Raw genomic sequence first — 26,983 nt, forward strand, 5'->3', positions numbered from 1 at the left:
CTGTTGTGCGATTTATTCTGGCCCCCGCCGGCGGCAATGTAAATGGGACAGAACTCCGCGGCGCCATACCAATCAGGCACCCGGCAGGTCAACACTCGTTTTTCCGCTTTTCGCTACCTGCCTCAACTTCCGTAAAGTTGGGGGCGGACCTCGGCGCTCCTTGTGCGCGGTCCCACGGGTTGACCGGGAACTGGGCTCGATCAACTGCGCATCCCACCCGAACGCGGCCTTCGCTGCGCCATGCCTGCCCCCGATCCAACCGGGCCGGCCAGACCCAGGAGTATCGTTTTGCTTCAGATCAACCTTGTTGCCGCCCTCGCGGCACTGCCCCTCCTGCTGGGCCTCGGCACGGCCCCCGCCGCGGCACCGGTTTCGGCGCCCGCCGCGGCCGCGCCGACGACGAACGTCCAGTCGGACGTCCAGGCGGCAGCGCTGCAGCCGGCCTCAGCGCGTCAAGGCGCAGCGCGTACCGACTCAGTGCAGGAGGCGAAGATGCAGCCCGCCAAGGTCCGTCCGCCCGCCAGCGGCCCGTCGGTCAAGGTTGTGGACACCACAGCCGCGATCTCTGATCCCGCCTGGTTCAAAAAAGCGTACGACGCCGGGATCCGGCTTTACGTGATGCACTCCACCGCCTGGGGTACTTGCGACCCGTGGTACCGGACCCAGGCCCAGCTGAAGATGGCGCTGGACGCAGGCCTGAAGATCGCCGTCTACACGCGGGACGCCACCTGCTGGCGGGGCGGCATCAGCGCAGCGGGACCGTACGCGGCCCAGCTTCAGTTCTTCGCCCTGGACGTTGAGCCGGGCAGCCCTCCGGTGACCCGCGAGATGGTGGACGGCGTCCGCAGCATGGGCGTGCGGCCGGTCATCTACAGCGGCAGCGGCATGTGGCCGGACCTCATGGGCAACAGCACGGCCTTCGCCGATGTGCCGCTCTGGGACACCAACACCGCCACCAACCTCAACTACTCCACCTGGACGGCCGACTACCTCGCGCCCGCCCCCGTGCAGTACGGCGGCTGGAACACCGCCAGCACCATGCGGATCGGCATTCAGCAGAAGTTCGAGCACAGCCTCAACGGCGTACCGGTGGACCTGAACTCCTTCAACGCCTCGTTCCTGAAGTAGCCGGACTGTCAGCCGCCCGCCGTCGTGCGGCAAACGCGAACAGGGCGGTGGTTGCAACGGCGGCGAGGTATCCGGCCACCACGATCAGCGAGATGCCGCCCCAGAAGTAGCTCGTGCCGCTGCCGCCCTCGCCGGGCACGTAGCGGGTGAGCAGGAACGCAGCGGCCGCGGCAAATACCAGGCAGATCAGGCCGGGCAGCCGCAGCCACCAGCGCGACGACGCCCAGTGACCGCCGAAGCCGTCCCACACGTTCCAGGCGTTCCCGGTGCGGATGATGAGCCAGCCGGCCGGTATGACGAAAGCGCCCACCAGCAGGAAGGCCGCAATCACGTCGGCCGGGCGGTGCCACTGGTTCACCACGGTGGACACCCCTGAAATGATCGCGAAGCTGCCACCCGCAAAACCTGCGAACGGCCGCCATCGTGGTGACGCCATCAGGAAGACCGCGGCCGCGGCGGAGGCAGCGAGCGTGGTGTGGCCGGACGGCAGCGAGTTAAGCTCCAGGGTTTCCACGCCGCGAAACGGCCGGTCCGGCAACAGGGCCTTCAGGACCTGCGTGGCGATGTTCGCGCCGACGCACGCGCCAACGGCAATGCCGGCGGCACGCCAGCGCTTCCGGATCACCGTGACGAAGAGGACGACGACGGCGCCCACCACGAGTGACACCGTGGGCAGCCAGTCCAGGAACCGGGTGGCGGCCTTCCCGGCCGGCCCGTGGATGGCCACGGCCTCCACCAGTGCGGATTCGTCAATGTACTGGCCCGTGGTGGTCCGGACGAAGAAATAGTATGTCGCGATCAGGCCGGCCGCACAGGCCAGCGTCGCGAGGATGCACAGCACACCCAGCGCCGCGTCGCCGCGCATCTGCCCGGCGGGCCGCCGTCGTCGGGAATCTCTAAGGTGGGAGCTCATCACCATCAGCGTCCCACAGAAAGCTGGGAACAGGCCGGAGGCCGGTGCTGGATCGGGGGAGGGGAGCACCGTATCCGCCGCCGACACTGGCAACAATCCTGCGCCAAAACAGGTAGCAAATACTCGTGCCGGGCGGTGGCAGTTTTTCCTACGCTGGGACGTAGCGGGCGTCAGCCGATCAGCACTAAGCCGGCGGCCGTAGCGGATGCCAATGACCCGGGACGGTGACACGCCGGGCATTGGCGTCCGCAAAACCATGCCCGTTGACACCCCGGAGATGGCGGCGCTAGCTTGAACGTATTGCAGGCCTGAACACAGCGGCCGCAAGATCACCGCATCACAACTGGTCTCGCCGCCTTGATGGCATTTGATGTTGATACATCGGCAGGACAGGCTACTGGGCATCCCCTCCTGCCACATTTCAGGAGTGCTGCCATGAACCGAACAATGAGGATTTTGTGCCTGCCCGCCACCCTGTCGCTGGCGCTGCTATCGGGGGTTTCGGCCCCCGCGTTTGCCGGATCCGACGGCGGAGGAGGGGCCGCGGGTCCGTGGCCCCCGCAGGACACCGACGGGAAGTACGTCTCCGTTCCCGATGCGTACTACGCGGACTACGAGTTCGAGGCCTGCGACACCACCATCAAGGTGTCATACGGGGACGAGCGCGAGCTGAAGTACAAGGGCGAGAAGAAGGACGACGGAACCCTGGTGATCAAATATCGGGGCGACATTACCGTGGACCTGACCCGCGACTCAGACAAGGCCACCATCGACGAGCTGGACATCTCCGGGCCCTTCACCATGAAGCTGGCTGCGGATGGCCTGAGCGCCTACCTTTCCGGCCGCGGTCCCGGCCTCGTGTATGCCATGAGTCCGGCCGAGGAGAAGGCCTTTGAGGATGAGGGACTGCCCAAGGCGTTCTACTTCAAGGAAGGGCGGTTGTCCGGCAAGGTTGTCTACTCTTCGACCGACCAGAAGGAAGTAGTCTCCGGCGAGATTACGCACAACAGCATCCGTAACGCCAAGGACATCTGCAAGCTGCTGGACCGCGCCAAGGATGACGACCACGGGCACCGGTAGCCCCGGGTCAAACGCCCACTGAATGCCCGCTTACCGGAGGCGGCCATCATGCGCTGTTGGCGGCGCGTGATGGCCGTTTCCTTGAGTACCTTCCGGCGGTAAAAACGAGTAGCACCCACTCATGCGGGCCCGGAGTCCAATCCCTAGGATTTTATTACCGGCCGGGTTTTACATCGGCCGCCCCGCAACAGACCAGGCGGTTAACCGCAGGGAATGCGTGCCCGGGGCTCCTTGAGCTGGGCCGGCGGCGACGAGTCTCATAAAACGTGAAGCTCGCCCCCAGTCGCCGCCGGCCCTACCAAGGATTTGCTGGCCTTGGATTTGCCAGCCCAGGATTTGCCGGCCCAGACGCTGAAAGCGCGGGCCCGTGACCTCAGCCGTAAACCTCAGCCGTGACCGTCAGGCGCGGCCGGTAGAGTGAAATCATGCCCGCCGACGCAGCACGCCAGCACCCTGACTCGTTCCCGGCTTTGCCTTCGCTGGAGCAGCTTGCGGCGTCCGCCCATGTGGTGAGCCTGCCCATGCGCGTGAAGTTCCGGGGCATCACCCGGCGTGAGGCACTGCTGCTGGACGGCCCGCTCGGCTGGGGGGAATTCTGCCCCTTCCCCGAATACGACGACGCCGAAGCCTCCCGCTGGCTCGCCTCCGCCATCGAAGCCGGCTGGCAGGGATTTCCGCCGCCGCTCCGTTCGGTGATCCCCGTCAACGCCACGGTTCCCGCTGTTGCCGCGGACCGCGTCCCGGACGTCCTGGCCCGTTTCGGCCGGGTGGACGCCGTCAAGATCAAGGTTGCCGAACGCGGGCAAACGCTCGACGACGACGCCGCCCGGGTTGCCGCCGTCCGCAGCGCCCTCCCGGACGCAGCCATCCGGGTGGACGCGAACGGCGGCTGGGATGTACCCGGGGCTGTGGAGGCACTGACCCGGTTGTCCGCCGTCGGGCTTGAATACGCCGAGCAGCCGGTGCCGGACATCGAAGGACTGGCCGAAGTGCGCCGCCGGCTGCGGGCTGCCGGCATCCCCGTGCTGATCGCCGCCGACGAAAGCGTCCGCAAGGAATCCGACCCCCTCCGTGTGGCGCGGGCGGGCGCGGCCGACCTCATCGTGGTGAAGGTGGCGCCGCTCGGGGGAGTGCGGCGCGCCCTGGACATCGTCGCCCAAGCGGGGCTGCCCGCCGTCGTCAGTTCCGCCCTGGACACGTCTGTGGGGATCCGGGCCGGGCTGGCCCTGGCGGCGGCGCTCCCCGAACTGCCCTATGCCTGCGGGCTGGGAACGGTGTCCCTCTTTGAGCAGGACATCACGCTGGATCCGCTGGTGGCCGACGACGGCGCCATCCGCCTTCGCAACGTCGCCGCCGACGCCGGGCTGCTGGAGCGCTACGCGGCTTCCCCGGACCGCCGGGACTGGTGGCTGGACCGCCTCCGCCGCGTCCACGCCGCCTGTTCACCGGATCTTCACCTGTCTGACAACTGCCGGTAGGGATCCGCTGGAAGGGTGGGCGGGACCGCATCACATCCCTTGGAAGGCCCCCATGTCTGATACGACCGGACGTAAGTTTGCCCTGCTACCCATGCTCGGCCACACCAAAGGCAAGCGCAGCCCCGTCACCTGTGCGCTGAAGTGCGACAACGCCTGCTCGGGCGAGGTCTGCAACACCAGCTCCAACAGCTACTTCCGCGACATCGCCTCTGCCACGATGTCCCGCCGCGCCGCCCTCGGCTTCGGCGCCGCCGGCGCGCTCGCCGTCGTGCTCGGCAGTGCAGTAACGTCTGCCGGGACGGCAGTGGCCGACGGCGGGACCGGCCTCGCCGCCGCTGCAAAGGACGGCTTCGGCAAGTCCAAGCTGCAGTTCACCGCGATCCCGTCCATCGCCGCGGACGTGGACAAAATGACCGTGCCCGCAGGGTTCACCTGGCAGCCGGTCATCCGCTGGGGTGACCCGATTTTCAACACCGCGCCGGACTTCGACCTCAACAACCAGACGGCCGCCGCCCAGGAACAGCAGTTCGGCTACAACAACGACTACTCCGACATCCTGGAGATCCCGGGCAGCAAGGGCCACCGCGCCCTGCTGTTCGCGAACCACGAGTACACCAACGACGCCATCATGTTCCCGGCCAGCATGCCGGCAGCGGATGTCCGGAAAGTCGGCGCCGCCGCGCACGGCCTCACGGTGGTGGAACTGGAGCGGAAGAACAAGAACAAGCCGTGGAGCTACGTCAAGGGTGCCGGGCTTAACCGCCGCTACCTGAACAGCACCGTCTACGAACTCACGGGTCCCGTTGCGGGCTCCTCCCTGGTTAAGACCAAGGACGATTATGCGGGCCGCTGGATCAAGGGAACCCTCGGAAACTGCTCAGGCGGCACCACCCCCTGGGGCACCATCCTTTCCGGCGAAGAGAACTTCAACGGCTACTTCGTCTCCCCGGGCACGTCCGACTACGACAAGCGCTACGGCCTGACGAACAAGCCCACGGCCCGCCAGTGGGAACTGGACGATCCCCGCTTTGACACCCGCAATACCGACTACGGGAACGAGGCCAACCGCTTCGGCTGGATCGTGGAAGTCGACCCGTTCGACCCCACCTCCACACCGAAGAAGCACTCCTCGCTGGGCCGCTTCAAGCACGAAGGCGCCAACGTGATCGTGGCCGAGTCCGGCCATGTAGTGGCCTACTCGGGCGACGACGAGCGCTTCGACTACCTCTACAAGTTCGTCTCCAAGGACAAGTACCGCGAGGGCGACCGCAAGCACAACATGACGCTGCTGTCCGCGGGCAACCTGTACGTGGCCAAGTTCACCGGCAGTTCGCCGGCGGCCGAGATCACCGGCACCGGCGCTGTTCCGTCCGACGGTTCGTTCGACGGCACCGGCGAGTGGCTGCCGCTGGTGGTTGACGGCGCCTCGGCCGTGCCTGGGATGACCGTCGAGGAAGTCCTGGTGTACACCCGCCTCGCGGCCGATAAGGTGGGCCCCACCAAGATGGACCGCTGCGAGGACGTGCAGCCCAGCCTGCACACAGGCAAGGTCTACGTGGCCTGCACCAACAACTCCGACCGCGGCAAGGTGGGCAAGGAAGGCGCCACCGAGATCAACCCGCGCAACGCCAACCGCGACGGCCACATCGTGGAGATCACCGAAACCGGCGACCAGACCTCCACCAAGTTCACGTGGAACCTGCTGATGGTCTGCGGCGATCCGGCGCAGGGCGACGTCACCTACTTCTCCGGCTTCCCGGTGGACCAGGTCTCGCCGATCTCCTGCCCGGACAACCTCGCGTTCGACTCCGTGGGCAACCTCTGGATCTCCACAGACGGCGCCCCCTCCGGCATCGGCCGCGCGGACGGCCTGTTCAAGGTGACGCTCGACGGCGCCGAACGCGGCAAGGTGGAGCAGTTCCTGGCCGTGCCCCGCGACGGCGAGACCTGCGGACCGATCATCCACGACGACGAGCGCACCGTTTTCGTCTCCGTGCAGCACCCGGGTGAGGAAGGCACGTTCGACGCGCCCAACTCGTACTTCCCGGACTACGTTCCGGCAGGCACGACGCCGGCACGCGGCCAGGCGCGCGCCCCGCGCCCGTCCGTGGTCCAGGTCTTCCGCACGGACGCCTAGCCCCTTCCGGCCTCAGCGCCCTTTCCCGGCCTGCACACCCGCCAGTCCCGACTACTACCGACGCTCTCTCAGTTCCTGCCGGTTTTTTCGGGACGCTCTCTCACCTTTGGTGGGTTTTTTCTGAACGTTCTCTCACCTCCGCTGCCGCACGGCAGGGAGGTGAGAGAGCGTTTCTTTTTGGGCGGCAGGAAGTGCGAGAGGGTTTTGGATTTAGCCGCAGGAAGTGAGAGAGGGTCGGAAGGGGGTTGGGCTGATAATTTTGAGTTTGTGAAGAATCCGGCCGAGATGGTTGTCCCCAGAGTCCAGGCAGCTATTGCCCAAGCGTTCGGCGAAGAATTCCGCGACACCGATCCGGTGGTCCGGCCCTCGCAGTTCGCGGACATCCAGATCAACGCCGCCATGGCCCTTGCCAAGAAGGTGGGCCTCCCGCCACGCGATGCCGCTGCCCGGATCGTCGAGGCTCTGGAACTCGACGGACTCTGCACCGGCGTGGAAATCTCCGGGCCCGGCTTCATCAACCTCACGTTTGACGGCACGTGGATCGAAGAACTCCTCAACGCCCAGGCTGACACAGCTCAGGCGCCCCAGCCGCAAGGCGGGCCGGAGACGCAAGCCCGTCGCGTCGTCGTCGACTATTCCTCCCCGAACGTTGCCAAGGAAATGCACGTTGGCCACCTACGCACCACCGTGGTGGGGGACAGCCTGGTCCGGGTCCTTGAGGCGCTGGGCCACACGGTGATGCGGCAGAACCACATCGGCGACTGGGGCACTCCCTTCGGCATGCTGATCGAGCACTGGCTGGAGATCGGCGAGGATTCGCCCGAAGCCGCCCTGCTCGTGGAGGACCCCAGCGCGTTCTACCAGGCAGCACGGGCGAAGTTCGACAACTCCGATTCCGGTCCGGACAGCTTTGCGACGCGGGCCCGCCTTCGCGTGGTGTCGCTGCAGTCGGCCCACGAGGAGACGCTGGAGGTCTGGCAGCGTCTGGTGGACCATTCGAAGGTCTACTTCAATGCCATCTACGCCACGCTGGGGGTGAGCCTTGAGGACGAGCACATCGCCGGCGAAAGCTCGTACGATCCCCATTTAGCACAGCTGTGCCAGGAACTGGAGGAGCGCGGCCTGGCCCGCGTCAGCGAGGGTGCGCTGTGCACGTTCCCCGCGGGATTCACCGGCAGGGATGGCGAGCCGCTGCCGCTCATCATCCGCAAATCCGACGGCGGCTACGGGTACGCGACGACCGACCTCGCCACCATCCGGTACCGCGTGCACGAACTCCATGCCGACCGCATCCTGTACGTCGTTGGCGCGCCGCAGAACGTCCACCTGCGGATGGTCATTGAAACCGCCCGCGAGGCCGGATGGCTGCCGGACACCGTCGAGGCCACTCATGTGCAGATCGGCAACGTACTCGGCGAAGACGGCAAGATCCTGAAGTCCCGCTCGGGCACTCCGGTGAAGCTCATGGCGCTGCTGGACGAAGCCGTGGAACGCGCCCGCGCCGTGGTGGATGCGAGCCGCCCCGACCTCTCGGAGGACGAACGCGCCGTGACCGCCCGGCAGGTGGGGATCGGTGCCGTGAAGTACGCAGACCTCTCCGTGGGGCATGATACCGAGTATGTATTCGACTTCGACCGGATGCTGGCACTGAGCGGGAACACCGGCCCGTATGTGCAGTACGCCGCCGCCAGGATCCGCTCCATCCTGCGGAAGGCGGGGGAGGCTGTGTCCGTTGGCGGGGCTCCGCTGGGAGCTGAGCCGGGGACGGCGGTGGCCGGGCCCCTCGAAGGGGAGACGACGGCGGGAGCAAGGATCGCCGTCGTCGAACCCGCCGAGCGCGCCCTGGCGCTCCACCTGCTGGAGTACGGCGCTACGCTGCGGAGGGTCGGCGAGTTGCTGGAGCCGCACCGGCTGTGTGCGTACCTGTTCGAACTCTCGCAGCTCTTCACCTCGTTCTACGACCAGTGCCCCGTCCTGAAAGCGGACGAGTCCGTCCGCGAGTCGCGGCTCGCCCTGTGCACACTGGTCCTCCACAGGCTCACCGAGGGTCTGGACCTGCTAGGCATCGAGGCGCCCGAGAACATGTAGCAGTAGGTTGCCGGCACTGGCCCTATTCCCGCCGTGGCCCGCCGCCGGCGATGCTCTCTCACCCGCCGCCGCCCGGCGCCGGGAGGTGAGAGAGCGTTTGGGTTGGGGCGCCGGGAAGTGAGAGAGCGTCCTAGCCGGCCAGGCCCGCGCCGAACTCCTCGACCTCGATCAGCGGTTTGATGACCGCTTCCACCTCGCCCTGGACGAAGTTGCGGCGGATCACGTTGTTGCCGAAGACGTTGCCGATCGCGCCCAGGACCATGGCCTGGTCCAGCGAGAGGTAGCGCCGGGCGATGGTTCCGGACTTGACGGCCACGGCATCGAAGAAGCCGCCGGCGCCGTATGCGCCGAGGTCGCGTTCGATCTTGACCAGGTTGTCGTACGCCTCGCGAGGCTCGTATTCCATCGCGAGGAACGCAGCGTGCGGAGTCACCACGCCGTCGCCCCAGGCCGGGGTCGGATTGCCGGCCGGGCGGCACCCGTCGAAGCCGGTGTCCACGCTGGTGCGTTCGACGTCGGACGGGTAGCCGTCGCTGCTCATGCCCAGCGCATCGACGCCCCACTCGGAGTAGCCGCCGTTCGGGTGGCTGGCTGGCGAGAAGCCCCAGTACCCGTACTTGGCGTCGTCCAGGCCGAACTCGCGCTGGGCACGGACGGTCAGCGGATGGTTGATGCCCCAGGCCTTCGGCGCCCAGCTGGACTCCGGAACGAACAGGTCCGGCATGAGGGACTCGAACATGTCCCCGCCCCAGCTCGGCACGATCCGCATGCCGCGGTACGTGTAGGCGCCCTCGAAGACGTCGATGCCCTGGTACGTCCGGGTCTGGCCCGCCGGCTTCTGCTCCTGCCACGACCAGTCGCAGCTGTCCGGGAAGACCCGCATGGTGGCGAAGTAGTGCGCCGGCGGCAGCTGGCCCAGGGCAATGCCGATGTAGGTGGCGATCCGCGGCTCGGAGTTGGTGACGTCGTAGTGGTTCATCGTGTAGTAGACGTCCGGGCCGCGGCCGAGGTAGTTGCCCTGGACCGTTTCCACCGGCGGTTTGACGTCGTAGAAGCCGCCGCGCAGCAGCCCGGCGGCAATGCCGGGCCGGGCGTCCTTGTTGTAGAAGATCCCGAAGTCCATCCGGCCCAGGATTCTGTTGGCCAGCCCGGCCACCTTCGGCTCTGCGTTGCGGACCACCATCAGTGCGGCAGCGAACCAGCCGTTGTCCACGCTGGACATGAACGGCGCCACGGGGTTCCCGTTCTCGGGCCAGACGGTGATGACTTCGCCGGTGGCTTCGTTGTACCAGTTGTAGAGCATGCCGCTGGGCTCGTGGTGCTTAAGTCCGGCCAGGGTGGTGAGGGTGCGCGTGAGCCGCTCCCGGCACTCGCTGGCGCTGATGATGTTCAGCTCCCGGGCCACCACGGTGCTCCACATGTAGCCGCCGATGTTGGTGGGCGAGGTGAAGCCGCTGCGCTTCGGCGCGGTGATGGACTCGCCGATGTAGTCGGCAGGCAGGCCGGTTGTGGAATCGGTCATGGCAACCAGCGATTTCCAGGTGTCCTGGGCCCAGCGCGTGATGACGTTGCGGTCCACCCCGCCAAGGTTCCGTGCGCGGGCAAAGTACGACGCCGGTTCCGCACCTGCCGCTGCGAAGCCGGGTTTTGCTGTGGCGGCGGCGAGTCCGGTGACGGCAAAGGCGGCCGCGCCGGCGAGGAGCTGGCGGCGGGTGGCGGTGGAGAATCCCGGGGCGGCATCGAAGCGCTGGTTCATGAGCTCAGTCCTGACTGGCTAGCGGCGGCGGTTCCGGACCGGGGTGCGTGGGTGGCCACGACGTGCGGCAGGCGCAGGCCGTGCCCGAACGGGAACAGGGGATCGGCGGTGTCTCCGGGGACATCCGAGCGCGAAGCACGCACGGCGTCCATGGACCGCGGGATATCGAAGGGAAGGCTGCCCTGGGGCTCGATGCGTCCGAACAGGGCGTCGAGGAGTGCCGCGTCCGAGACGCCGAAGGTGCCCACCAGAGCCGAGGCGAACTCCGCCATGGGCGTGAGGATGGCAGGCCGGTCCAGCCGCACGTCGATGATCAGCGGAACCTTCGCGGCCAGGGTGCGGAGCCGGGAAACCAGCCCCGGCGGGAAGTCCAGGCTGCCGGCGTGGAAGTGCTGCTCCAGGAACAGGTCGTCGCGGTGGTCCCACGGGGAGTGCAGCCGGATCACAGCAACATCCGCCTGGTCCGGGTCCTCCACCACGGTCCCGAAACCGTCGAAACTCAGCGGGTCGATTCCCTCCACGTAAACGGCGGGTGAGCCGGTCAGCGGCAGGGCGGTCCCGCCGTCGTGCGTTCCGTTGGCCAGCACCGTGATGGACTGTGCCTGCGCGCGGTGGCCTTCACGCCGGAACTCGGCGTTGCCCACGGTTTCGGCCGCGGCGTCCTCGTCCACGAAGGGGTTGTCGAACAGGCCGAGCTGGAACTTGACCAGCAGCAGGCGGCGCGCGGATTCGTCCAGGCGCTCCTCGCTGACCAGCCCGTCCCGGACCAGGCCGAGGAGCAGTTCGGTGCATTCCTCGCCGCCGAACTGGTCCACGCCTGCGTTCAGGATCTTCAGCATCCGCTCGGGCGCAGTGAGCTCTTCGACGCCCCAGGCCCGGGCCGGCAGCACCTGGTCTCCGACGATGTTGTCGTTGACCAGTTCCCAGTCGCTGAGCACCACGCCGTCGTAGCCGAGCTTCTCGCGGAGCAGGCCGGTGATGATCTGTTTGTTGTAGCCGAAGCCGACCTCCTCGACCGGTTCGCCGTCGAGTTCGACGCCGATCGGCATGCCGTAGTACGGCATGATGGCGCTGGTCTTCTCCGCGATGGCGGCGCGGAACGGTGCCAGGTGCTCGTCGAAGCGGCCGCCGGGGTAGACCTGTTCGCGGCCGTAGGGGAAGTGGGCGTCCTCGCCGTCGCGCTGCGGCCCGCCGCCCGGGAAGTGCTTGGTGGTGCAGGCGACGCTGTCCGGCCCCAGCTCGTCGCCCTGGAAGCCCTGGAGGTATTCGACGACGTACTTGGAGCTAAGGTCCGAGTCCTGCCCGAAGGTCCCCGCCTGCCGGCACCAGCGCGGCTCGGTGGCGAGGTCAACCGTGGGGTGCAGGGCGGCACGGATGCCGACGGCGGTGTACTCCTTGCGGGCGATCTCGGCGAAGCGGCGGATCAGGTCCGCACTGCCGACGGCGGCCAGTCCGATCGGCTCGGGCCACTGCGAAAAATGGGCCGCCGTGAACGAGACGCCGGAGTTCTCGATGAAGGCATGGCGGGGGTCGGTGGAGATGGTCACCGGGATGCCGTGCGGGGTCTGCTCGGCAAGGGCCTGCAGGGCGTTGCTCCAGCGGGCCGCCTCGCGGGCGGTGCCCAGCGCGTGGATGTTGAAGTGGTTCATGAACTTGCCCAGGATCACGGTGCTGGTGGGCGACTTGCTGATGTTGCCGGGTGTCTCGAGCAGGGTGCCGTCCGGGCCGGTTTCGATGACCGTGTGGAACATCAGCCCGGCCTTTTCCTCGAGGCTGAGGCGGCCCACGAGGTCGGCGGCGCGTTCGTGCGGGCTGAGGTCCGGGTTTTCGAAGGGATCCATGATCCCGTTGCCGTTGAGGTCCCGGTAGGGGGTGCCGCCGTCAGCCACGGAGGTGACGGGGCGCGGGCTGGTATGGGTGTGTGAAGTCATGGGTGCTCTCTTGCGTCAGGTGAAGTCTGGAAGGGCAGGGGAGAAGGCGGCTCTATTTGATGCCGGTGGCTGCGACGCCCTGGATGAAGTAGCGCTGCAGGGAGACGAACAGCAGGATGATGGGCGTGATCACCAGGACCGATCCGGCGAGGAGCAGGCCGTAGTCGGTGGCGTTCTGGCCGGTGGAATACAGGGACAGGGCCACCGGCAGGGTGTACATGTCCTCGGTCTGCGCCACCACCAGCGGCCACAGGAAGTTGTTCCAGGACCCGAGGAAGGTCAGGATGCCGAGGGTGGCCAGCGGCGGCCCGCACAGCGGCATGACGATCCGCAGGAACGTCCGGAGTTCGCCGGCGCCGTCGATCCGGGCCGCTTCGATCAGGGAGTCCGGGATGCCCATGATGAACTGGCGCATCAGGAACACGCCCATCGGAGCGGCCAGGAACGGCAGGATCAGGGCCGGGTAGGTGCTGACCAGGCCCAGCTTGCTCACCATCACGAACAGCGGCACGAACGTGACCACGCCCGGGACCATCAGCATGACCATGACCAGCAGGAAGAGGAAGCGCTTGCCCGGGAAATCCATCTTGGCCAGCGCGTAGCCCACCATGGAGCAGAACAGCAGGTTGCCGAGGACAGTGAACACGGCCACCACCACGCTGTTCAGGAAAAACGTGCCGATGTGCAGCTCGTTGAACCAGACCAGGAAGTTGTCCAGCGTGGGCTGCTCCGGCCACCAGGTGATGGGCCGGCGGAGGAGCTCGCCCTGGGTCTTGAACGCGCCGAGGAACATCCAGGCAAACGGCAGGAGAGTCGCGGCAACGGCCACCACCAGGACAGCGTAGGTCAGCGTGCGGCGCGCCGGCGCGCGGCGGCTGGACCGCCGTCGTGCGTTGCGCTGTTGAGGGGAACCACCAGTGCTTCCGGCCGGGACCGCTCCGCGTACGACGGCGGCGGGTTCCGTTCCGGTGGACGCTGCGGCGGGTGCCGGGGCCGCGGGAAGCGGCGCTGAAGTTTCGGGGATCGTCATGGGGATCGGTCCTCAGTCCTTGGATCGCAGGGCTCGGAATTGGAGCAGGCTCAACAGTGCGATGGCCACGAAGAGCACGTAGCTGGCCGCGGAGGCCAGGCCGTATTTGCCGAACCCGAACTGGTTGTACGTGAAGTAGCTGACGGACAGGGTCGAATCCAGCGGGCCGCCCTTGGTCATGACGAACGGTTCTTCGAAGAACTGCAGGAAGCCGACCGACAGCAGCACGGTTCCCAGCAGGAGCGTGGGGCGCAGCATGGGCAGGGTGATCCGCATGAACCGCTGCCAGGCGTTGGCGCCGTCCACTTCGGCGGCCTCGAGGATGTCGCCCGGAACAGCCTGCAGCCCGGCCAGGAAGATGATCATGAGCGTGCCCAGGTTCCGCCAGACGGCCAGCAGGATCAGGGCCGGCATGGACCAGGTGGTGCTGTTGAGCCAGTCCGGGCCGGCGATTCCCACCCAGCCGAGGATGACGTTCAGGAGCCCGTCAGGCTGCAGGATGAACCGCCACACCACAGCCACGGCCACGATGCTGGTGACCACAGGGGTGTAAAAACCCACGCGGAAGGCGGTGCGGAAACGCGTGATGCCGTTGTTGAGGGCCACCGCAAGCGCGAGGGCAAGGACCGTGGTGAGCGGGATGCCGACCACTACGAAATAGGCCGTGTTCAACACGGAGTGCAGGAACTGCGGGTTCCGGAAAAGCGCGGCGTACTGGTCAGTCCCGACGAATCCGACCGCCAGGGGGTTCTCGATGTCGCGGCTGGTGAAGTCGGTGAATGACATCAGGAACGACGACACCAGCGGTCCCAGCATGAACACGGAGAAGATGAGGACGAAAGGCAGCGCGAACAGCCACGCCGTCAGCGCGTTCCTGCGCCGCCGCGTCTGCCCTGCGCGCACCTTGGCGCGGGCCGGAGGCCTGCCGGCACTTTTGGTGCCGGCAGGCGGTTTGGTGCCGGCAGGCGGCGCGTTGGTGGTGGCCACTGTTACTTCCCGGTGCCGATCGAATCTGCGGCCTGCTGCAGGGACTTCAGCGCCTCCGCGGGGTCCTTGCCGGCCTTGACGATCTGTTCGATTTCGCTGTCAGCGGCCGCGGCAACCTGGGTCCACGTGGTCACGGCCGGCGGGTTGTTGGTGGTCTTGAGCTGGTCGCCGAAAACGGAGAGCTTGCTGTCTCCCGCCAGGGACTGGTCCTTCCAGGCACTCTGCTGCGAGGGGAGGTCGCCGGTGGCCTTGTACCACTTGAGCTGGACCTCGGGCTTGGACAGCCACTGCAGGAGCTTCCAGGAAGCGTCGCGGTTCTGGGACTTCTTGAACACCACCATGTTGGAGCCGCCGACGAAGGACGTTGAGGTCTTCTCCTTGGGCATGGGGGCAACCTTGTACTTGTCCTCAAAACCTGCGCCGCCGGCCTTGTTGAGCAGGCCGACGTGCCACGGGCCGCTGATCATCATGGGGGCGGAACCGTCCACGAAGGATGCTTCGGCAGTGGTGCCGGTGGACACGGCCTTGGACGCGAGCCCGTCGGCGAAGAAGCTGGAGTAGTACTTCAGCGCCTCTGCCGCTTCCGGGGTGTCGAGGGTCCACTTGGTGCCGTCGTCGTTCATCAGCTTCGCGCCGTTGGACCACTGGAAGGGGAGGGTGTCCAGGTACGAACCTGCGACGCCGGCGGGCAGCTGGACCCCGTATTTTGCCCCGGCCTTCTCCTGCAGGCCCTTGGCGAGGGCCTTGAAGTCATCCCAGGTTTCGGGCGCCTTGGTGATGCCGGCCTTCTCCGCGAGGTCGCTGCGGTAGTAGACCACACGGGTGTCGACGTACCACGGGACGCCGTAGGTGGTGCCTTCGACTTCGGTTGACTTCACCGAGCCGGGGAAGAAGTCGCTGGTGCTGATCTCCTGGGGCGTGGCGTCGAAGGAATTGGCGAAATCGCCCATCCAGGTGGTGCCCATCTGGGCGACGTCCGGGGTGGTGCCGCCGGCGATGGCGGTCTGGTACTTGCTGAGCGCGGCGTCCCACGGGATGGCCGTGACGTTGACCTTGACGCCGGGGTTTTCGGCTTCGAATTCCTTGAGCAGCGCCGGAAGGGCTTCGCCTTCGCTGCCCTGGGCCCACAGCGTGATGGTGCCGGATGCCGGGCCCGAGGCAACGGGCTTGGCCGACGACGCGGCGGACGAACCTGCGGAGTCCCGGCCGCAGCCGGTAAGCAGCAGTGCGGCAGCGAGGCCGACGGCGGCTGCCTTCTTGGCGTTCGGATGGATCATCATTGTTCCTTTCATCGGTCCCGCAGGCGCGGCCGGCGTGGGCTTGGCGTTCGGCTCATGCCGGGCCGGTGCTTCGGCTGGTGCGTAGCGGGGCGGGGCCGGTGAGGGCACCGTTCTGCAAAGTATCTAAGCGCTTTGATTTATCGCTCGAACCAATCTAAGCGCATTGAATGTGATCTTGGCAACAGGTAGCCGGAAGAAAGTTGTTGCGCGGGGAGTGGGTGCGCGGGTGCGGCGGGGGTGCTCCGGAGGCGCGACGGAGGCGCGACGGAGGAGCGGCGGAGGGGTTCCGGAGGGGTTCCGGAGTGGCTGCCGACGGGGTGCTCGGGGCGCGCGCGTCGAAGCTCAAGCGGGGGAGAGCGAAGGCGACGGGGGTTCGGGCCCCGCGGGCGTGCGCGGGTTCGGGCTGTGTGGGGCCTGGCGCACGGTGCGCTTCGAAGCTCAAGTGGGGGAGCGCGAAGGCGAGGAGTGCCGCGCGGGCAGTCCCGCCGTCGTCGGGCGCTTCTGTTGTTTGCGGCGGCGGGCTTAGCCCGGCTGGCAGCCGCAGCTTTCACGTAGCACGACGCGCACGGGAAGCCTGAGGTTCACGGCAGGTTTGTCGGGATGGTCCAGCCGGTCCAGTAGCAGTTCCACCATGGTGCGTCCCATTTGTTCCATGGGCTGGCGCACGGTGGTAAGCGACGGCTTGATGACCCGCCCGGCAGCGATTCCGTCGAAGCCCGTCACGGCAACGTCCTGGGGAATCCCGACACCGGCGGCGGCCAGGGCGTCCATCACCACGAGCGCGTCCTGATCGGTGGCGCATACAAAGGCCTCGGGCAATGAGCCCTGCCGAAGGATGTCGGCGACGACTTCCGTCAGGGATTGTTCGCTGCCGCACGGGTATTTCGGCTCACGCGTTGCCGGCAGTCCCGCGTCGTGAAGTGCCGCCCGGAAACCTTCGAGCCGTTGCTCATTGTCCGAGGACGGCATGCCGCCAAGGAACAGCAGATCCGAGAGGCCGTGCGCGGAGATGAGGTGTTCGGTGATGGCCCGCACCCCGGAAATGTTGTCCACAGTGACGTGGTCCAACGCGCGGTTGTTCACGTTCTCGGACACTTCCACCACGGGGATGCGGCGGGCGATCCGGGCAAGGGCTTCGCTCGGGACGGAACGCGGAAACACGGCCAGCCCGTCGACGCGGCCGGCAATGTCCGACAGCACGGCCTCGTTGTTTTCCGGGTTTCCGCCGCCAACGAGCAGCGCCTGCCCCCGGCGCCAGCACTCGAGCTCAACGCCACGCTGGACCTCGTCCACGTACAGCGGAAACAGCCGGAGATCCTCGTTCCGGCGCTCAAGGTCGGCGGCCGCCGGATTCTCCGGGTCTTCGGGGTTTTCGGTGTTTTCGGGGGCCGGGCCGTCGCCGTGCATGCCGTCGGCCGGGTCCAGCAGGTAGTCGTAGGCAAATAGACCCAGGGCGCCCGTGCGGCCCCTTGCCAGGCCGCGCGCGCTGGCGCTGGGGACGTAACCCAGTTCTTCCGCGGCAGCGAGGACAAGTTCGCGCGTGGACGCCTTCACTTTGTCGGGCTGCCGGAAGGTGAACGAAACGGTCGCGATGGAGACGCCCGCCCGCTCTGCGACGTGATAAACCGTGGGACCTTTTGCCATTGTCGGCCTCCTTCTCCCACGAGTCTATGCGCTTAGCATTCCCCTGTGGAGTGCATGGCGGTTCCAACGCTCTCTCAGGTCATGCCTGTTTTTGGGGAACGCTCTGTCCCTTCTTGCGGGTTTTGGGGAAACGCTCGCTCCCTGTGTCCCCGACGTCGACGCCGCGGCCCGCCAGGGCGTGGAGGAGGTCAGAACGTGCCGGGCGGGGCATTGGGGTCTTCGAGGTGCAGGAGGTGAGAGAGCGTTCGGGTTGAGGCGCCGGGAGGTGAGAGAGCGTTTGGGTTGGGGTGGCAGGAGGTGAGAGAGCGTTTGGGGAGGGGGCGCAGTTGTGACGCTTGACACGTGTTAGGTCCTTGATCTACAGTTCCTAACACGTGTTAGGAAGGAAATTGACATGACCGGAGCCACAAACGGGCACCTGCGGGAAATCACCCGCCGTACCGCCCTTGGTGCCCTCGGCGCGGGAATCATCGGAGCAACCGTGGCGTCGTGGCCGCGGCTCTCCGGGACCGACATTCCGGGCCGCGGGGACAACAGCCTCAGCATCGCCATCATGGGCACCGCCGCGGACGCCGCCGCCCGCCAGCGCGCCATCGACGCCTTCACCCGACTCCACCCGGAGATCAAGGTCAAGGTCCAGGCCATCCAGGCCGTCGACTGGAAGGACTTCTTCACCAAGATCCTCACCATGGTGGCCGCAGGCACACCGCCGGACGTGGTCTACGTGGCCACCGAAGGCGCCCAGCTGTTCGCGGAAAAGCTCGCCCACCCGCTCGACGAGTACGTGCGCCGCGACGCCGCGGACATGCGGGAGTTCTTCGAGGACGTCCACCCCAGCCTGGTGGAGGCCTTCATGTACAAAGGCAGCCTGTACCAGCTCCCCATGGACTGGAACGCGGCCAACATGTACTACAACACCACCGCATTCGCGCAGGCCGGTCTGGACCGCCCGGCGGATGACTGGACCCACCTGGACTTCCGCAACAGCCTGGCTGCCATGCGCAAGGCCCGCCCCTCGGACTTCACCCCGTACTACTGGACCAACCGGCTCTTCGGCGGTGTGGTGCCCTGGCTTTACGCCAACGACACCAGCTTCCTGAAGGAAACCCGGTCCTCCGGCGGGGAGTGGCTCTGGGACGGCTTCTACGCCAACGATCCCTCCCGCAGTCTCCGTTCCGGCGGATACCAGTGGCTGGAGCCGAACGCCAACGACGACCGCGTCTTCGAGTCCTTCGACTACCTCCGCGGCCTGGTCAAGGACGGGCTCGGCGTCCGCCCGGAGGAAGGCGGCGGCAGCTCCCTGGTCGGGCTGTTCGCCTCCAACCGCATCGGTACGACGCCGGCCGGCGGCTATTGGGTGCAGGGCCTCCACGAGGCCGGCATGGGCGAAAACGATTTCGACGTCCAGTTCTTCCCGCGCTGGAAGACCCAGCGCCACCAGTTCGGCACCGCCGGCTACGCGATCATGAAGACCGCCAAGGACAAGGATGCCGCCTGGGAATGGATCAAGTTCAGCTCCAGCCGCGAGGCCATGGAACTGATCTTCCCCAACCCGATTACGACGCCGGCGCGCCGCTCCATGGTCAACGAGAAGCTCTACGCCGGCAAGGGACCCGCCAACTGGAAGGTCTTCTACGACACCCTGGACAGGTTCCCCACCACCGGGCCCATCCCGGCCCCACCGCAGCAGGCCGCCGTCGAAACGGCCCTGATGAAGAACGTTTCGCTGGCTGTCAGCGGCGACGAGCGCCAGCTCAAGCAGGCCCTCGCCTCCATGCAGCGCGACCTTGAACTGGCCCTGAGGAGGCAGTCATGAGCACCACCACCCCGCCACGGGAGCGGCCGAGGCAGGCGGCCGGGCAGGCCGTGCCGGCCCAGCACCAACCCACCGCCAAGTCACGGCACAGCCAGCGCTGGCTGGCCTGGATTTTCCTGGCCCCCACCATCCTCGGCATGGGCCTGTTCACCCTGATCCCGATCGTGGCCTCCGTGGTCCTTGCTTTCTTCCGCTGGGACATCATTTCCGCGCCGACGTTCGTGGGCTTCGACAACTTCTCCGAAGTGGTCCAGGACCCCACCGTCCGGGTCTCCTTCCTGAACACCATCGTGTTCGTGGTGGTGGCGGTGGCATTCCAGCTGGGGCTCGCCCTGGCGCTGGCCATCATGGTGCAGGAGAAGATGCCGGCCTGGCTGCGGGTGTTCTTCCGCTCGGCCTTCTTCTTCCCGCTGATCCTGTCCGCGGCCTCGGTATCCATCTTCATGCGCTACCTCTTCAACGAACAGTTCGGCGTGGTCAACTGGTTCCTGTCGCTGGCGGGCATCCCCGCGGTGCCCTGGCTGACCACCCCCGGCGGGTCTGCCGCCGTCGTGATCCTTGTCTACGTGTGGCAGAACTTCGGGTTCTCCTTCCTGCTGTTCATTGGCGGCCTGGCTTCCATTCCCGTGGAGACATACGAAGCGGCATCGATCGACGGCGCCACCGGCTGGCGCAAGCACCTCCACGTCACGCTTCCCCTGCTGAGCCCCACCACCCTCGTGGCCTCGGTGATGGCGATCATCAGCGCGCTGCAGGTGTTCGACCAGCCCTACGTGCTGACCCGCGGCGGCCCCGGCGACTCCACGCGCACCGCAGTCATGGTCATCTTTGAATCGGCCTTCCAGCGACTCGAGTTCGGTCAGGCGTCCGCCATCGGCGTGCTTCTCACCCTGATCATCATGGCCATCACGGCCGCGCAGTTCCGGCTCAGCAAACGATTCGTCTTCTACCAGTAAGGCCAGCCATGACAACCACAACAGACCACGGCCTGGCTGGGCATTCCCCCCGGCTCTCCGAAGGCCTCCCCGTAACGACTCCCAGGCGGCGCAGGTTCAGCTGGACCTTCGCCCTCCGCGTGGGCCTGCTGCTGATCGCGGCAGCCCTGACGCTGGGCCCGGTGCTCTGGACCCTGTCCACCTCGCTGCGGTCGCCGTCGGAATCCTTCAAGCTGCCGCCGTCGTTCTTCCCGTGGAACCCGGACTTCACGTCCTACGGTGAAGTATTCCAGCAGCTGAATATCTTCCTCCTTGTCCTCAACAGCGCCCTGGTGACCGGGCTGATCGCGGTGGGCCAGATGGTGTCCGCGGCGATGGCGGGCTATGCGTTCGCGCACCTGAAGTTCCGCGGCCGCGGCGCACTCTTCTCGATCGTGCTGGCCACCATGATGGTGCCGGTCCAGGTCACGATCGTGCCCGTGTTCATGCTGATCCGCGGCATGGGCCTCTCGGACACGCTGCTGGCGCTGATCCTCCCGGCCATTCCGACGGCGTTCGGCACCTTCCTGATGCGCCAGTACTTCATGGGGCTCCCCGCCGAACTGGCCGAGGCCGCCTCGATCGACGGCGCCTCGCCCTGGCGGACGTTCCGTTCCGTATATGCTCCGCTGGCGATGCCCGGCATGGCGATCGTGGGAATCCTCGCGTTCAACTTCCATTGGAACGAGTTCTTCCGCCCGCTCATCCTGACCATCTCCGAACAAAACTTCACGCTTCCGCTGGGACTGGTCTCGCTCCAGGGCAACCTGGGAACCGGCAGCATCTCAGTAGTTCTCGCAGGCGTGGTCCTGTCCATGATTCCGGCGCTGGTGGTCTTTATGTTCGGCCAGCGCGCACTCCAGGACGGCCTCACGGCCGGCACCGGAAAATAACCTCCCCACCGAAAGGCCCCGCCATGCCCTCCCCGGACCTCGCCGCCATGCGCTTCGACGACGTCGCCGCCGCCCACCCCGACCCCGCCTTCCCGCGGTTCCACCCGCGTCCCGCACAGGGCTGGATCAACGATCCCAACGGCATCAGCTACATCAACGGCCGCTACCACGTGTTCTTCCAGTACAACCCGGACTCCGCCCGGCACCACAAGATCGCCTGGGGCCACGTGAGCTCCGCCGACCTGGTGCGCTGGGAGGAACACCCGGTGGCACTGCGCCCGCAGCACGGCGGGCCGGATGAGTACGGCTGCTGGACCGGTGTGGTGACGGACGACGGCGGTGTCCCCACCGCCGCTTACTCGGGCGTCCGCGGCGACGGCGGCCACTCGCAGGTGGTCATTGCCCGCGGCTCGGAGGATCTGGTCCATTGGGAGCAGACCGGCCATGTTGCCGCCTCGATGCCCGCCGACGGACAGGTCACCGCCGTCCGCGACCCGTTCATCTTCCGGTTCAACGGCAAGCGGTACGCCATGCAGGGCGCCGGCCTCGCCAACGGGCACGCCGCGCTGCTCCTGTACACGGTGGAGGATATGTCCGACTGGAAGTACCAGGGCATCTGGCTGACCTCGGAGAACCCGGTGGCCGCCGAATCCACGCCGGCCGAGATCTGGGAATGCCCGCAGCTGGTGCGGGTTCCGGATGCGTCCGGCGCCTCTTCCGGCGGTGCAGGGGACTCGGGCGATTCCGGAACCTGGCTGATGATGTTCTCGCTCTGGCTCTCGGGGGATGCGCACGAACATGCCAACGGCGTGGGCCACCTGGTCGGTGCGCTGACCGAGGACCCGGCGACCGGATTGCCGGTGTTCACGCCGCGCGGCGGCGGAAAGTCCGACCTCGGGCGCGACTTCTACGCACCCCAGATCGTGGCGCTCGAAGACCGGGCGCTCCTGTGGGGCTGGGCCAACGAGGGACCTGGCCGCGACGGCCGCCGCGGCCGCAGCCAGGACGAAATCGACGCCGCCGGCTGGGCCGGAGTCCTGACTTTCCCGCGTGAGCTCTCCGTGGTGGACGGCACCCTGGCCGTGGGCCCCGCCCCGGAGATCGATGCCTACCGCGGAACGCTGACGGCCAGCCAGGCTGCAGGGCCCGTTGTGCTGCCTGCTTTTGCCGAGGCCCTGGTGACCGGCGGGGCTCGTCCGGGCAGCGGGGACGCTTCCGGCGGCAGCGGGGACTCCGCCGTCGAACTGCTGCTCGTGGGGGACTCCAGCCGGCAGACAGTGTTCAGCGGAACCATCGCACCGGGGGAGGAGCTGCGGGTCTTCGTGGATGCCTCCCTGGTGGAGGTCTACCGGGCCGGTTCCGTGGCCACGACGCTGCGGGCCTACCCGGCTGCGGGGGAGCAGTGGCAGCTGCGGCTTCCGTCCGGGGCCATGGCGGACGTCTGGGAACTGAAGCAGCCCTCGTAGCGACTGGTGCTGCGGCCCGGCCGGCTAAACCGGCCGGGACTTAGCGTCCGGCCGGGACGGGGCCGGTGGAATCCCGGACCACCAGGCGGCAGGGGACCATAGTCTCGGAGCTTGACGCGGGCTCAGCGCCGGTAGCGGAAGCGCCGCCGGCGCTGGCGCCCGTGCCGCCGTCGTCGTTCTTTCCGTTCGGAACCGCTTCCACCTCGGCGAGCAGCGCCGTCATGGCAGCCTCACCCATTTCCCGCAGCGGAAGGGCCATGGTGCTGAGCGCCGGGACCATGGCCTTGGCGACGCGGAATTCGTCGTCGTAGCCCATAACGGACACGTCCTCCGGAACGTTGAGCCCCAGCCGGTAGCAGGCCAGCACGACGCCTATGGCAAGGCGGTCGTTGGCACAGAGGATCGCGGTGGGACGCGCGAGTGGTTCCACCCCGTCGAGGAGCTTCATGGCGCCGTGGAATCCGGCGTCGATATCCCAGCCCACCTGGATGACCCGGTCCTCATTGACGGGCATGCCCGCGACCTTGAAAGCATCGCGGTAGCCGTCGATCCGCCGCGGCGCCGCAGGAGTCAGGGAGTCGCCGGCGAGGAAGGCGATGTCCCGGTGGCCGAGCGACATCACATGCTCGGCGGCTTCGCGTCCGCCGCGGACCTCGTCGGGAATCACGGACGGAAGCCCGGCCTCGGGGCGGTCGTCGAAGCAGTTGGCCAGGATGGACGGGACCCGGGCCATGTTCGGGGGCACGTGCAGCGGACGCAGGCCCACCGTCACATACATCAACCCGTCCACCTGCCGGTCCAGCAGGGTTTCCACAGCGCTTTCGTCCCGGGACTCGTCCAGTTCCGTGTCCATCACCACGGTGACAAAGCCGTGCGACCGTGCCACCGCGTCCGCACCGGCGATGATGTTGCCGTCGAACGGGCTGGTGACCACCTGGTCCGACACGATGCCGATGATGCGCGACTGCTGGTTGCGCAGGCTCAAGGCGATTTTGTTCGGCGAGTAGTTGAGGGCGGCAGCTGCTTCCCGGATGCGCTGCTGGCTTTCGAGGGCAACGTTGCCGTCGCCGCGGCCGTTGAGCACGAGCGACACAGCGCTGCGCGAGACACCCGCCAGCTTGGCGACGTCCAGTGCGGTGGCCTTGCGGTTCATCGGCTGATCCTCCGGATGGGAAACACTTCTTCGCTGCAGTTTACCTAACTCGTGTGAGCTGATGTGCGGCTTGGGATCCTCTCTCACTTCCTGCGGGGTCTGGGGCAACGCTCTCTCACTGCGTTGAGGGAAGTGAGAGAGGGTGCGGGGTTGGGCGGCAGGAAGTGAGAGAGGGTGCGGGGTTGGTGGCAGACTGGATTGGTGACTTCCGAGAACCCGCTGGACCCGCTCAACACCTACGCCGCCGCCGAGGATGCCCCCCTTTCCGAAGGTGATCCCACCGGCGCCGCCACAGATCCCGAAGCTACCGGCACCCCCGCCGAATCATCAGCAGGCATCCTGACTGCCGTCGAATCAGCCCGGATCGCCGTCAAAACCCTGCTCGACGGCGGCGTGCGGTACGTGGTGGTCTCGCCCGGATCGCGGTCGGCACCCATGGCCTACGCGCTCGCCGAGGCCGACGCCGCCGGCCGGGTGGAACTCCTGGTCCGGATCGACGAACGTTCGGCCGGGTTCACCGGACTGGGCCTGGCCCTGTCCACGGGAGCGCCGGTTGCCGTGCTCACGACGTCGGGCACCGCCGTCGGGAATCTCATGCCGGCCGTGATGGAAGCCAACCACGCCGCCGTTCCGATGGTGGTGCTCTCCGCCGACCGGCCCGACGAACTGCGGGGGACCGGTGCCAACCAGACCACTGACCAGCTGGACCTCTTCGGCGAACACGTCCGGTTCGCCGTCGACGTCCCCGCCGGCAGCGACCCGCAGCGCGCGGTGGAGACCGCCCTCAGCGCGGCCACGGGAGCCTTCGAGGACACGCCGCCCGGGCCCGTGCAGCTGAACCTGGCCTTCCGCGATCCGCTGGTCCCGGCCGCCGGCGACCACCTGCCGGAGACAGCCGGGCCGGGAATCTGGCAGATCGGTCGCGGCCCGGAGCCGCTCACCCTCACGCCCGCCCCCGCCGGGCTGCAGGAACGGCGCACGGTGGTGCTCGCAGGGCACGACGCCGGGCCGGTCGCCGAAGCCTTCGCCCGCGCGCACGGCCTGCCGCTGCTCGCCGAACCGTCCTCCAACTCGCGCTTCGGCCCCAACGCCGTGGGCCCCTACCGGCTCCTGCTGGAGCACTTCGGCCCGGACTCCGCGCAGCCGATCGAGCGCGTCGTCCTGTTCGGCCGGCCCACCTTGTCGCGGCCCGTGGCGCAGTTGCTGGCCCGTGCCGACGTCCCCTCGGCCCTCTACCAGCCCGTTCCCGTGGCCTGGTACGAGCCGGGCCGCCGCACCGAGCTGCCCCTGGACAATCTTAGCGACCTTGCCGATTTCTCCGGCCGGGGCTCAGCGGCGTGGCTGGACGCGTGGCTCCTGGCCGGTGCTGCCGCCCAGCATGCGCTCGACCAGGTGCTGTCCGGGGAAACCGCAGCGTCCGGCCCCTCGGTGGGCGCCCTGGTGTGGCAGCACGCGCGCGGGCAGCTCATGCTGGGCTCCTCCAACGGCATCCGCGACGTGGACCTCGCCGGCCAGCCCGCGCCCGGACCGCAGGCCACCGTCTTCGCCAACCGCGGCCTCGCAGGGATCGACGGCACCATCTCCACCGCCACGGGCATCGCGTGGGGCGGCCGGCAGGAAACCACCCTGCTCGTAGGCGACGTCACCTTCCTGCACGACGCCGGCGGGCTCCTCCTGGGCTTCGCCGAGAACGATCCCCTGCTGCGCATCGTGGTCCTCAACGACGCGGGCGGGGCCATCTTCAATCTCCTGGAACACGGCGCCGTGCAGGAGTCCGGAACGTACGGGAACGCCGTCGAACGGCTCTTCGGCACCCCGCACAGCGTGAACATCGCGGCACTCGCCGCAGCGTACGGCGTCGAACATTGCTCGGTAAGTACGACGGCGGCACTCGCCGAGGCGCTTTCCGCACCGCGGCAGGGCCGCAGCATCATTGAGGTCCGCACGGACCGGCAGGGCCTTCGGGAGCTGCACGGCCGGATCAAGGCGGCAGTGGGAGACGCGGTCCGGAACGTGCTGGCGCCGTAGTCCGCGATACGCAAAAGGTCTCATGACGCGCAGACGTCCCGGCGCACCCCGAATAACCCGTGCGCAGGGACATTTGCGCGTCGAAAAAAGGCTGCGGGCGTTGTCCACATACGAGCCCAGTCTCCTCGTTTCTGCGGCTTGGTCCTGACAGCTTGAGTGCATGCCGGATCTCCCAACGCTCCTCCTTGCCCGTGACTGCGGGCTGCATGGGCTCACTGCCAAGGACCTCTCGAAGCAGGTGAACTCCGGTGCCCTGGTGAGGATCCGGCACGGTGTGTACGCGGACGGGCCGGCCTGGCGGGAACTGAAGGACTGGCAAAAGTACCGGCTGCAGATCCAAGCTGCCGCGGAGATGTTCCAGAAGCCCACCATCTTTGCCAGGCATTCGGCGGCAAACGTGTGGGGAGTACCTACCATCGGCGTCCGCCATCCGGTTCAAGCCCTAGCCCTGACGAACGACGGCGGGAGGTCGCGGGCGGGGGTCAGGCGCCACTTCGCGGCCCCGTCAGGTTTGGAAGTAGTCCGGCGCGACGGGTTGCTGGTCACGTCCCGGGTCCGCACCGTGCTGGACCTGGCTGCGTTCACGCCGTTCGCGGAGGCTGTTGTCCCGCTGGACCATGTACTGCGGCCGGGCGCTGTACTTCGGCCGGGGACTGCCGCGCGGCCGTCCGCCTTGGGTAAGGACGACCTCAGGGCGGGCATCGGATCAATCTATAGCGCGGCCAGACAGCGCAAGATCCACGCCGCGCTCGACTTCGCAAATGCCCTCTCCGGTTCCGCAGGGGAGTCCTACAGCCGCTCGCTCCTTCACGTTGCAGGGTTCGAAGCCCCGGTCCTCCAGCAGGCATTCAGGGATGGCCAGGGTTTGATTGGCTACTCCGACTTCTGCTGGAAGCGGGCCAAGGTGGTTGGTGAGTTTGACGGCGAGGAGAAGTACCTCAAACCGGAGTACCTCAAGGGGCGCACGCCGTCCCAGGCCGTCGTCGAAGAAAAATTCCGCGAGGACCGGATCCGGGCCCTCGGGTTCACGGTGGTCCGGTGGGTGTGGGCCGACCTGATGCAGCCGGGCCGGCTGGAACGGAAGCTGGCGGCGGGCGGGGTGCCCCGCCGTCGTGCGCGTTCTGCCATTCTCGACGCGCAAAATGTCCCGTGACGCGCAAATGCCTTGGCGCACCCGGAATACCAGGTGCGCCAAGGCATT

The 26,983-nt window shown here is 67.4% G+C and carries 19 protein-coding genes; 11 read left to right on the top strand and 8 right to left on the bottom strand.

What is annotated here, in order from left to right:
* Positions 1-288 precede the first annotated feature (288 nt).
* Complete coding sequence (locus BS38_RS0115045) at positions 289-1,128, top strand: hypothetical protein (RefSeq protein ID WP_028271560.1); 840 nt, start codon at positions 289-291, stop codon at positions 1,126-1,128.
* Here BS38_RS0115045 and BS38_RS25310 read toward each other — a convergent pair.
* On the bottom strand, positions 1,106-2,047 hold the full coding sequence (locus BS38_RS25310) for a phosphatase PAP2 family protein (protein ID WP_043438867.1): 942 nt from the start codon (positions 2,045-2,047) through the stop codon (positions 1,106-1,108). The two genes, BS38_RS0115045 and BS38_RS25310, sit on opposite strands and share 23 nt — an antisense overlap.
* 429 nt (positions 2,048-2,476) lie before the next feature.
* On the opposite strand from BS38_RS25310, the gene BS38_RS0115055 reads away from it, so the two are divergent.
* From BS38_RS0115055 to argS, 4 genes are all read left to right on the top strand, one after another.
* Positions 2,477-3,121 (top strand): hypothetical protein, encoded by a 645-nt coding sequence (locus tag BS38_RS0115055; RefSeq protein ID WP_156037140.1) that lies wholly within the window; start codon positions 2,477-2,479, stop codon positions 3,119-3,121.
* 425 nt (positions 3,122-3,546) lie between these two features.
* Complete coding sequence (locus tag BS38_RS0115060; RefSeq protein WP_051628946.1) at positions 3,547-4,599, top strand: o-succinylbenzoate synthase; 1,053 nt, start codon at positions 3,547-3,549, stop codon at positions 4,597-4,599.
* A gap of 52 nt (positions 4,600-4,651) precedes the next feature.
* Positions 4,652-6,736, top strand: a complete 2,085-nt coding sequence (locus BS38_RS0115065; RefSeq protein ID WP_028271563.1) for a PhoX family protein — start codon at positions 4,652-4,654, stop codon at positions 6,734-6,736.
* A gap of 285 nt (positions 6,737-7,021) precedes the next feature.
* Entirely contained in the window at positions 7,022-8,824 is a 1,803-nt protein-coding gene (gene argS, locus BS38_RS0115070) for an arginine--tRNA ligase (RefSeq protein WP_197024959.1), read from the top strand.
* 130 nt (positions 8,825-8,954) lie between these two features.
* Here argS and BS38_RS0115075 read toward each other — a convergent pair whose 3' ends face one another.
* The 6 genes from BS38_RS0115075 to BS38_RS0115100 all read right to left on the bottom strand — a co-directional run bounded on the left by BS38_RS0115075 (position 8,955) and on the right by BS38_RS0115100 (position 17,452).
* Complete coding sequence (locus tag BS38_RS0115075) at positions 8,955-10,580, bottom strand: glucoamylase family protein (protein ID WP_028271565.1); 1,626 nt, start codon at positions 10,578-10,580, stop codon at positions 8,955-8,957.
* Positions 10,577-12,511 carry a glycoside hydrolase family 3 protein gene (locus BS38_RS25315; RefSeq protein ID WP_051628947.1) on the bottom strand — a complete coding sequence of 645 codons (1,935 nt, stop codon included), beginning with the start codon at positions 12,509-12,511 and terminating at the stop codon, positions 10,577-10,579. The genes BS38_RS0115075 and BS38_RS25315 overlap by 4 nt, the downstream gene beginning before the upstream one ends.
* Positions 12,512-12,563: 52 nt before the next feature.
* Entirely contained in the window at positions 12,564-13,541 is a 978-nt protein-coding gene (locus BS38_RS0115085) for a carbohydrate ABC transporter permease (RefSeq protein ID WP_043438827.1), read from the bottom strand.
* Between the two features lie 12 nt (positions 13,542-13,553).
* Entirely contained in the window at positions 13,554-14,444 is an 891-nt protein-coding gene (locus BS38_RS0115090; RefSeq protein WP_028271567.1) for a carbohydrate ABC transporter permease, read from the bottom strand.
* 86 nt (positions 14,445-14,530) lie between these two features.
* Complete coding sequence (locus tag BS38_RS0115095; protein WP_028271568.1) at positions 14,531-15,805, bottom strand: sugar ABC transporter substrate-binding protein; 1,275 nt, start codon at positions 15,803-15,805, stop codon at positions 14,531-14,533.
* 525 nt (positions 15,806-16,330) lie between these two features.
* On the bottom strand, positions 16,331-17,452 hold the full coding sequence (locus BS38_RS0115100) for a LacI family DNA-binding transcriptional regulator (RefSeq protein ID WP_028271569.1): 1,122 nt from the start codon (positions 17,450-17,452) through the stop codon (positions 16,331-16,333).
* A gap of 394 nt (positions 17,453-17,846) precedes the next feature.
* Here BS38_RS0115100 and BS38_RS0115105 point away from each other — a divergent pair, with 394 nt between their 5' ends.
* From BS38_RS0115105 to BS38_RS0115120, 4 genes are read left to right on the top strand one after another with little or no spacing between them, the layout of a single operon-like run.
* On the top strand, positions 17,847-19,268 hold the full coding sequence (locus BS38_RS0115105) for an extracellular solute-binding protein (protein WP_028271570.1): 1,422 nt from the start codon (positions 17,847-17,849) through the stop codon (positions 19,266-19,268).
* A complete protein-coding gene (locus tag BS38_RS0115110) occupies positions 19,265-20,224 on the top strand; it encodes a carbohydrate ABC transporter permease (protein ID WP_028271571.1) in 960 nt (319 codons plus the stop codon). Before BS38_RS0115105 ends, BS38_RS0115110 begins: the two co-directional genes overlap by 4 nt.
* A gap of 8 nt (positions 20,225-20,232) precedes the next feature.
* Positions 20,233-21,135 carry a carbohydrate ABC transporter permease gene (locus BS38_RS0115115; protein WP_028271572.1) on the top strand — a complete coding sequence of 301 codons (903 nt, stop codon included), beginning with the start codon at positions 20,233-20,235 and terminating at the stop codon, positions 21,133-21,135.
* 23 nt (positions 21,136-21,158) lie between these two features.
* Positions 21,159-22,601: a glycoside hydrolase family 32 protein gene (locus tag BS38_RS0115120; protein WP_043438833.1), complete on the top strand. Its 1,443-nt coding sequence runs from the start codon at positions 21,159-21,161 to the stop codon at positions 22,599-22,601.
* 40 nt (positions 22,602-22,641) lie between these two features.
* On the opposite strand, the gene BS38_RS0115125 is transcribed toward BS38_RS0115120, so the two are convergent.
* Positions 22,642-23,754: a LacI family DNA-binding transcriptional regulator gene (locus BS38_RS0115125; protein ID WP_028271574.1), complete on the bottom strand. Its 1,113-nt coding sequence runs from the start codon at positions 23,752-23,754 to the stop codon at positions 22,642-22,644.
* A gap of 201 nt (positions 23,755-23,955) precedes the next feature.
* Here BS38_RS0115125 and menD point away from each other — a divergent pair, with 201 nt between their 5' ends.
* Positions 23,956-25,782 carry a 2-succinyl-5-enolpyruvyl-6-hydroxy-3-cyclohexene-1-carboxylic-acid synthase gene (menD, locus tag BS38_RS0115130; RefSeq protein WP_028271575.1) on the top strand — a complete coding sequence of 609 codons (1,827 nt, stop codon included), beginning with the start codon at positions 23,956-23,958 and terminating at the stop codon, positions 25,780-25,782.
* 160 nt (positions 25,783-25,942) lie between these two features.
* Positions 25,943-26,935 carry a type IV toxin-antitoxin system AbiEi family antitoxin domain-containing protein gene (locus BS38_RS0115135; RefSeq protein WP_028271576.1) on the top strand — a complete coding sequence of 331 codons (993 nt, stop codon included), beginning with the start codon at positions 25,943-25,945 and terminating at the stop codon, positions 26,933-26,935.
* Positions 26,936-26,983: the final 48 nt, after the last annotated feature.

The organism is Arthrobacter sp. UNC362MFTsu5.1 (genome assembly GCF_000685965.1).
GTDB lineage: Bacteria > Actinomycetota > Actinomycetes > Actinomycetales > Micrococcaceae > Arthrobacter.

Bases quoted from the DNA above. Each gene is read 5' to 3' on its own strand.
- BS38_RS0115075 (WP_028271565.1), bottom strand. From the start codon at position 10,580: ATGAACCAGCGCTTCGATGCCGCCCCGGGATTCTCCACCGCCACCCGC.
- argS (WP_197024959.1), top strand. From the start codon at position 7,022: ATGGTTGTCCCCAGAGTCCAGGCAGCTATTGCCCAAGCGTTCGGCGAA.
- BS38_RS25315 (WP_051628947.1), bottom strand. From the start codon at position 12,511: ATGACTTCACACACCCATACCAGCCCGCGCCCCGTCACCTCCGTGGCT.
- BS38_RS0115115 (WP_028271572.1), top strand. From the start codon at position 20,233: ATGACAACCACAACAGACCACGGCCTGGCTGGGCATTCCCCCCGGCTC.
- BS38_RS0115055 (WP_156037140.1), top strand. From the start codon at position 2,477: ATGAACCGAACAATGAGGATTTTGTGCCTGCCCGCCACCCTGTCGCTG.
- BS38_RS25310 (WP_043438867.1), bottom strand. From the start codon at position 2,047: ATGGTGATGAGCTCCCACCTTAGAGATTCCCGACGACGGCGGCCCGCC.
- BS38_RS0115065 (WP_028271563.1), top strand. From the start codon at position 4,652: ATGTCTGATACGACCGGACGTAAGTTTGCCCTGCTACCCATGCTCGGC.
- BS38_RS0115100 (WP_028271569.1), bottom strand. From the start codon at position 17,452: ATGGCAAAAGGTCCCACGGTTTATCACGTCGCAGAGCGGGCGGGCGTC.
- BS38_RS0115110 (WP_028271571.1), top strand. From the start codon at position 19,265: ATGAGCACCACCACCCCGCCACGGGAGCGGCCGAGGCAGGCGGCCGGG.
- BS38_RS0115085 (WP_043438827.1), bottom strand. From the start codon at position 13,541: ATGACGATCCCCGAAACTTCAGCGCCGCTTCCCGCGGCCCCGGCACCC.
- BS38_RS0115135 (WP_028271576.1), top strand. From the start codon at position 25,943: ATGCCGGATCTCCCAACGCTCCTCCTTGCCCGTGACTGCGGGCTGCAT.
- BS38_RS0115060 (WP_051628946.1), top strand. From the start codon at position 3,547: ATGCCCGCCGACGCAGCACGCCAGCACCCTGACTCGTTCCCGGCTTTG.
- BS38_RS0115105 (WP_028271570.1), top strand. From the start codon at position 17,847: ATGACCGGAGCCACAAACGGGCACCTGCGGGAAATCACCCGCCGTACC.
- BS38_RS0115125 (WP_028271574.1), bottom strand. From the start codon at position 23,754: ATGAACCGCAAGGCCACCGCACTGGACGTCGCCAAGCTGGCGGGTGTC.
- BS38_RS0115095 (WP_028271568.1), bottom strand. From the start codon at position 15,805: ATGATCCATCCGAACGCCAAGAAGGCAGCCGCCGTCGGCCTCGCTGCC.
- BS38_RS0115120 (WP_043438833.1), top strand. From the start codon at position 21,159: ATGCCCTCCCCGGACCTCGCCGCCATGCGCTTCGACGACGTCGCCGCC.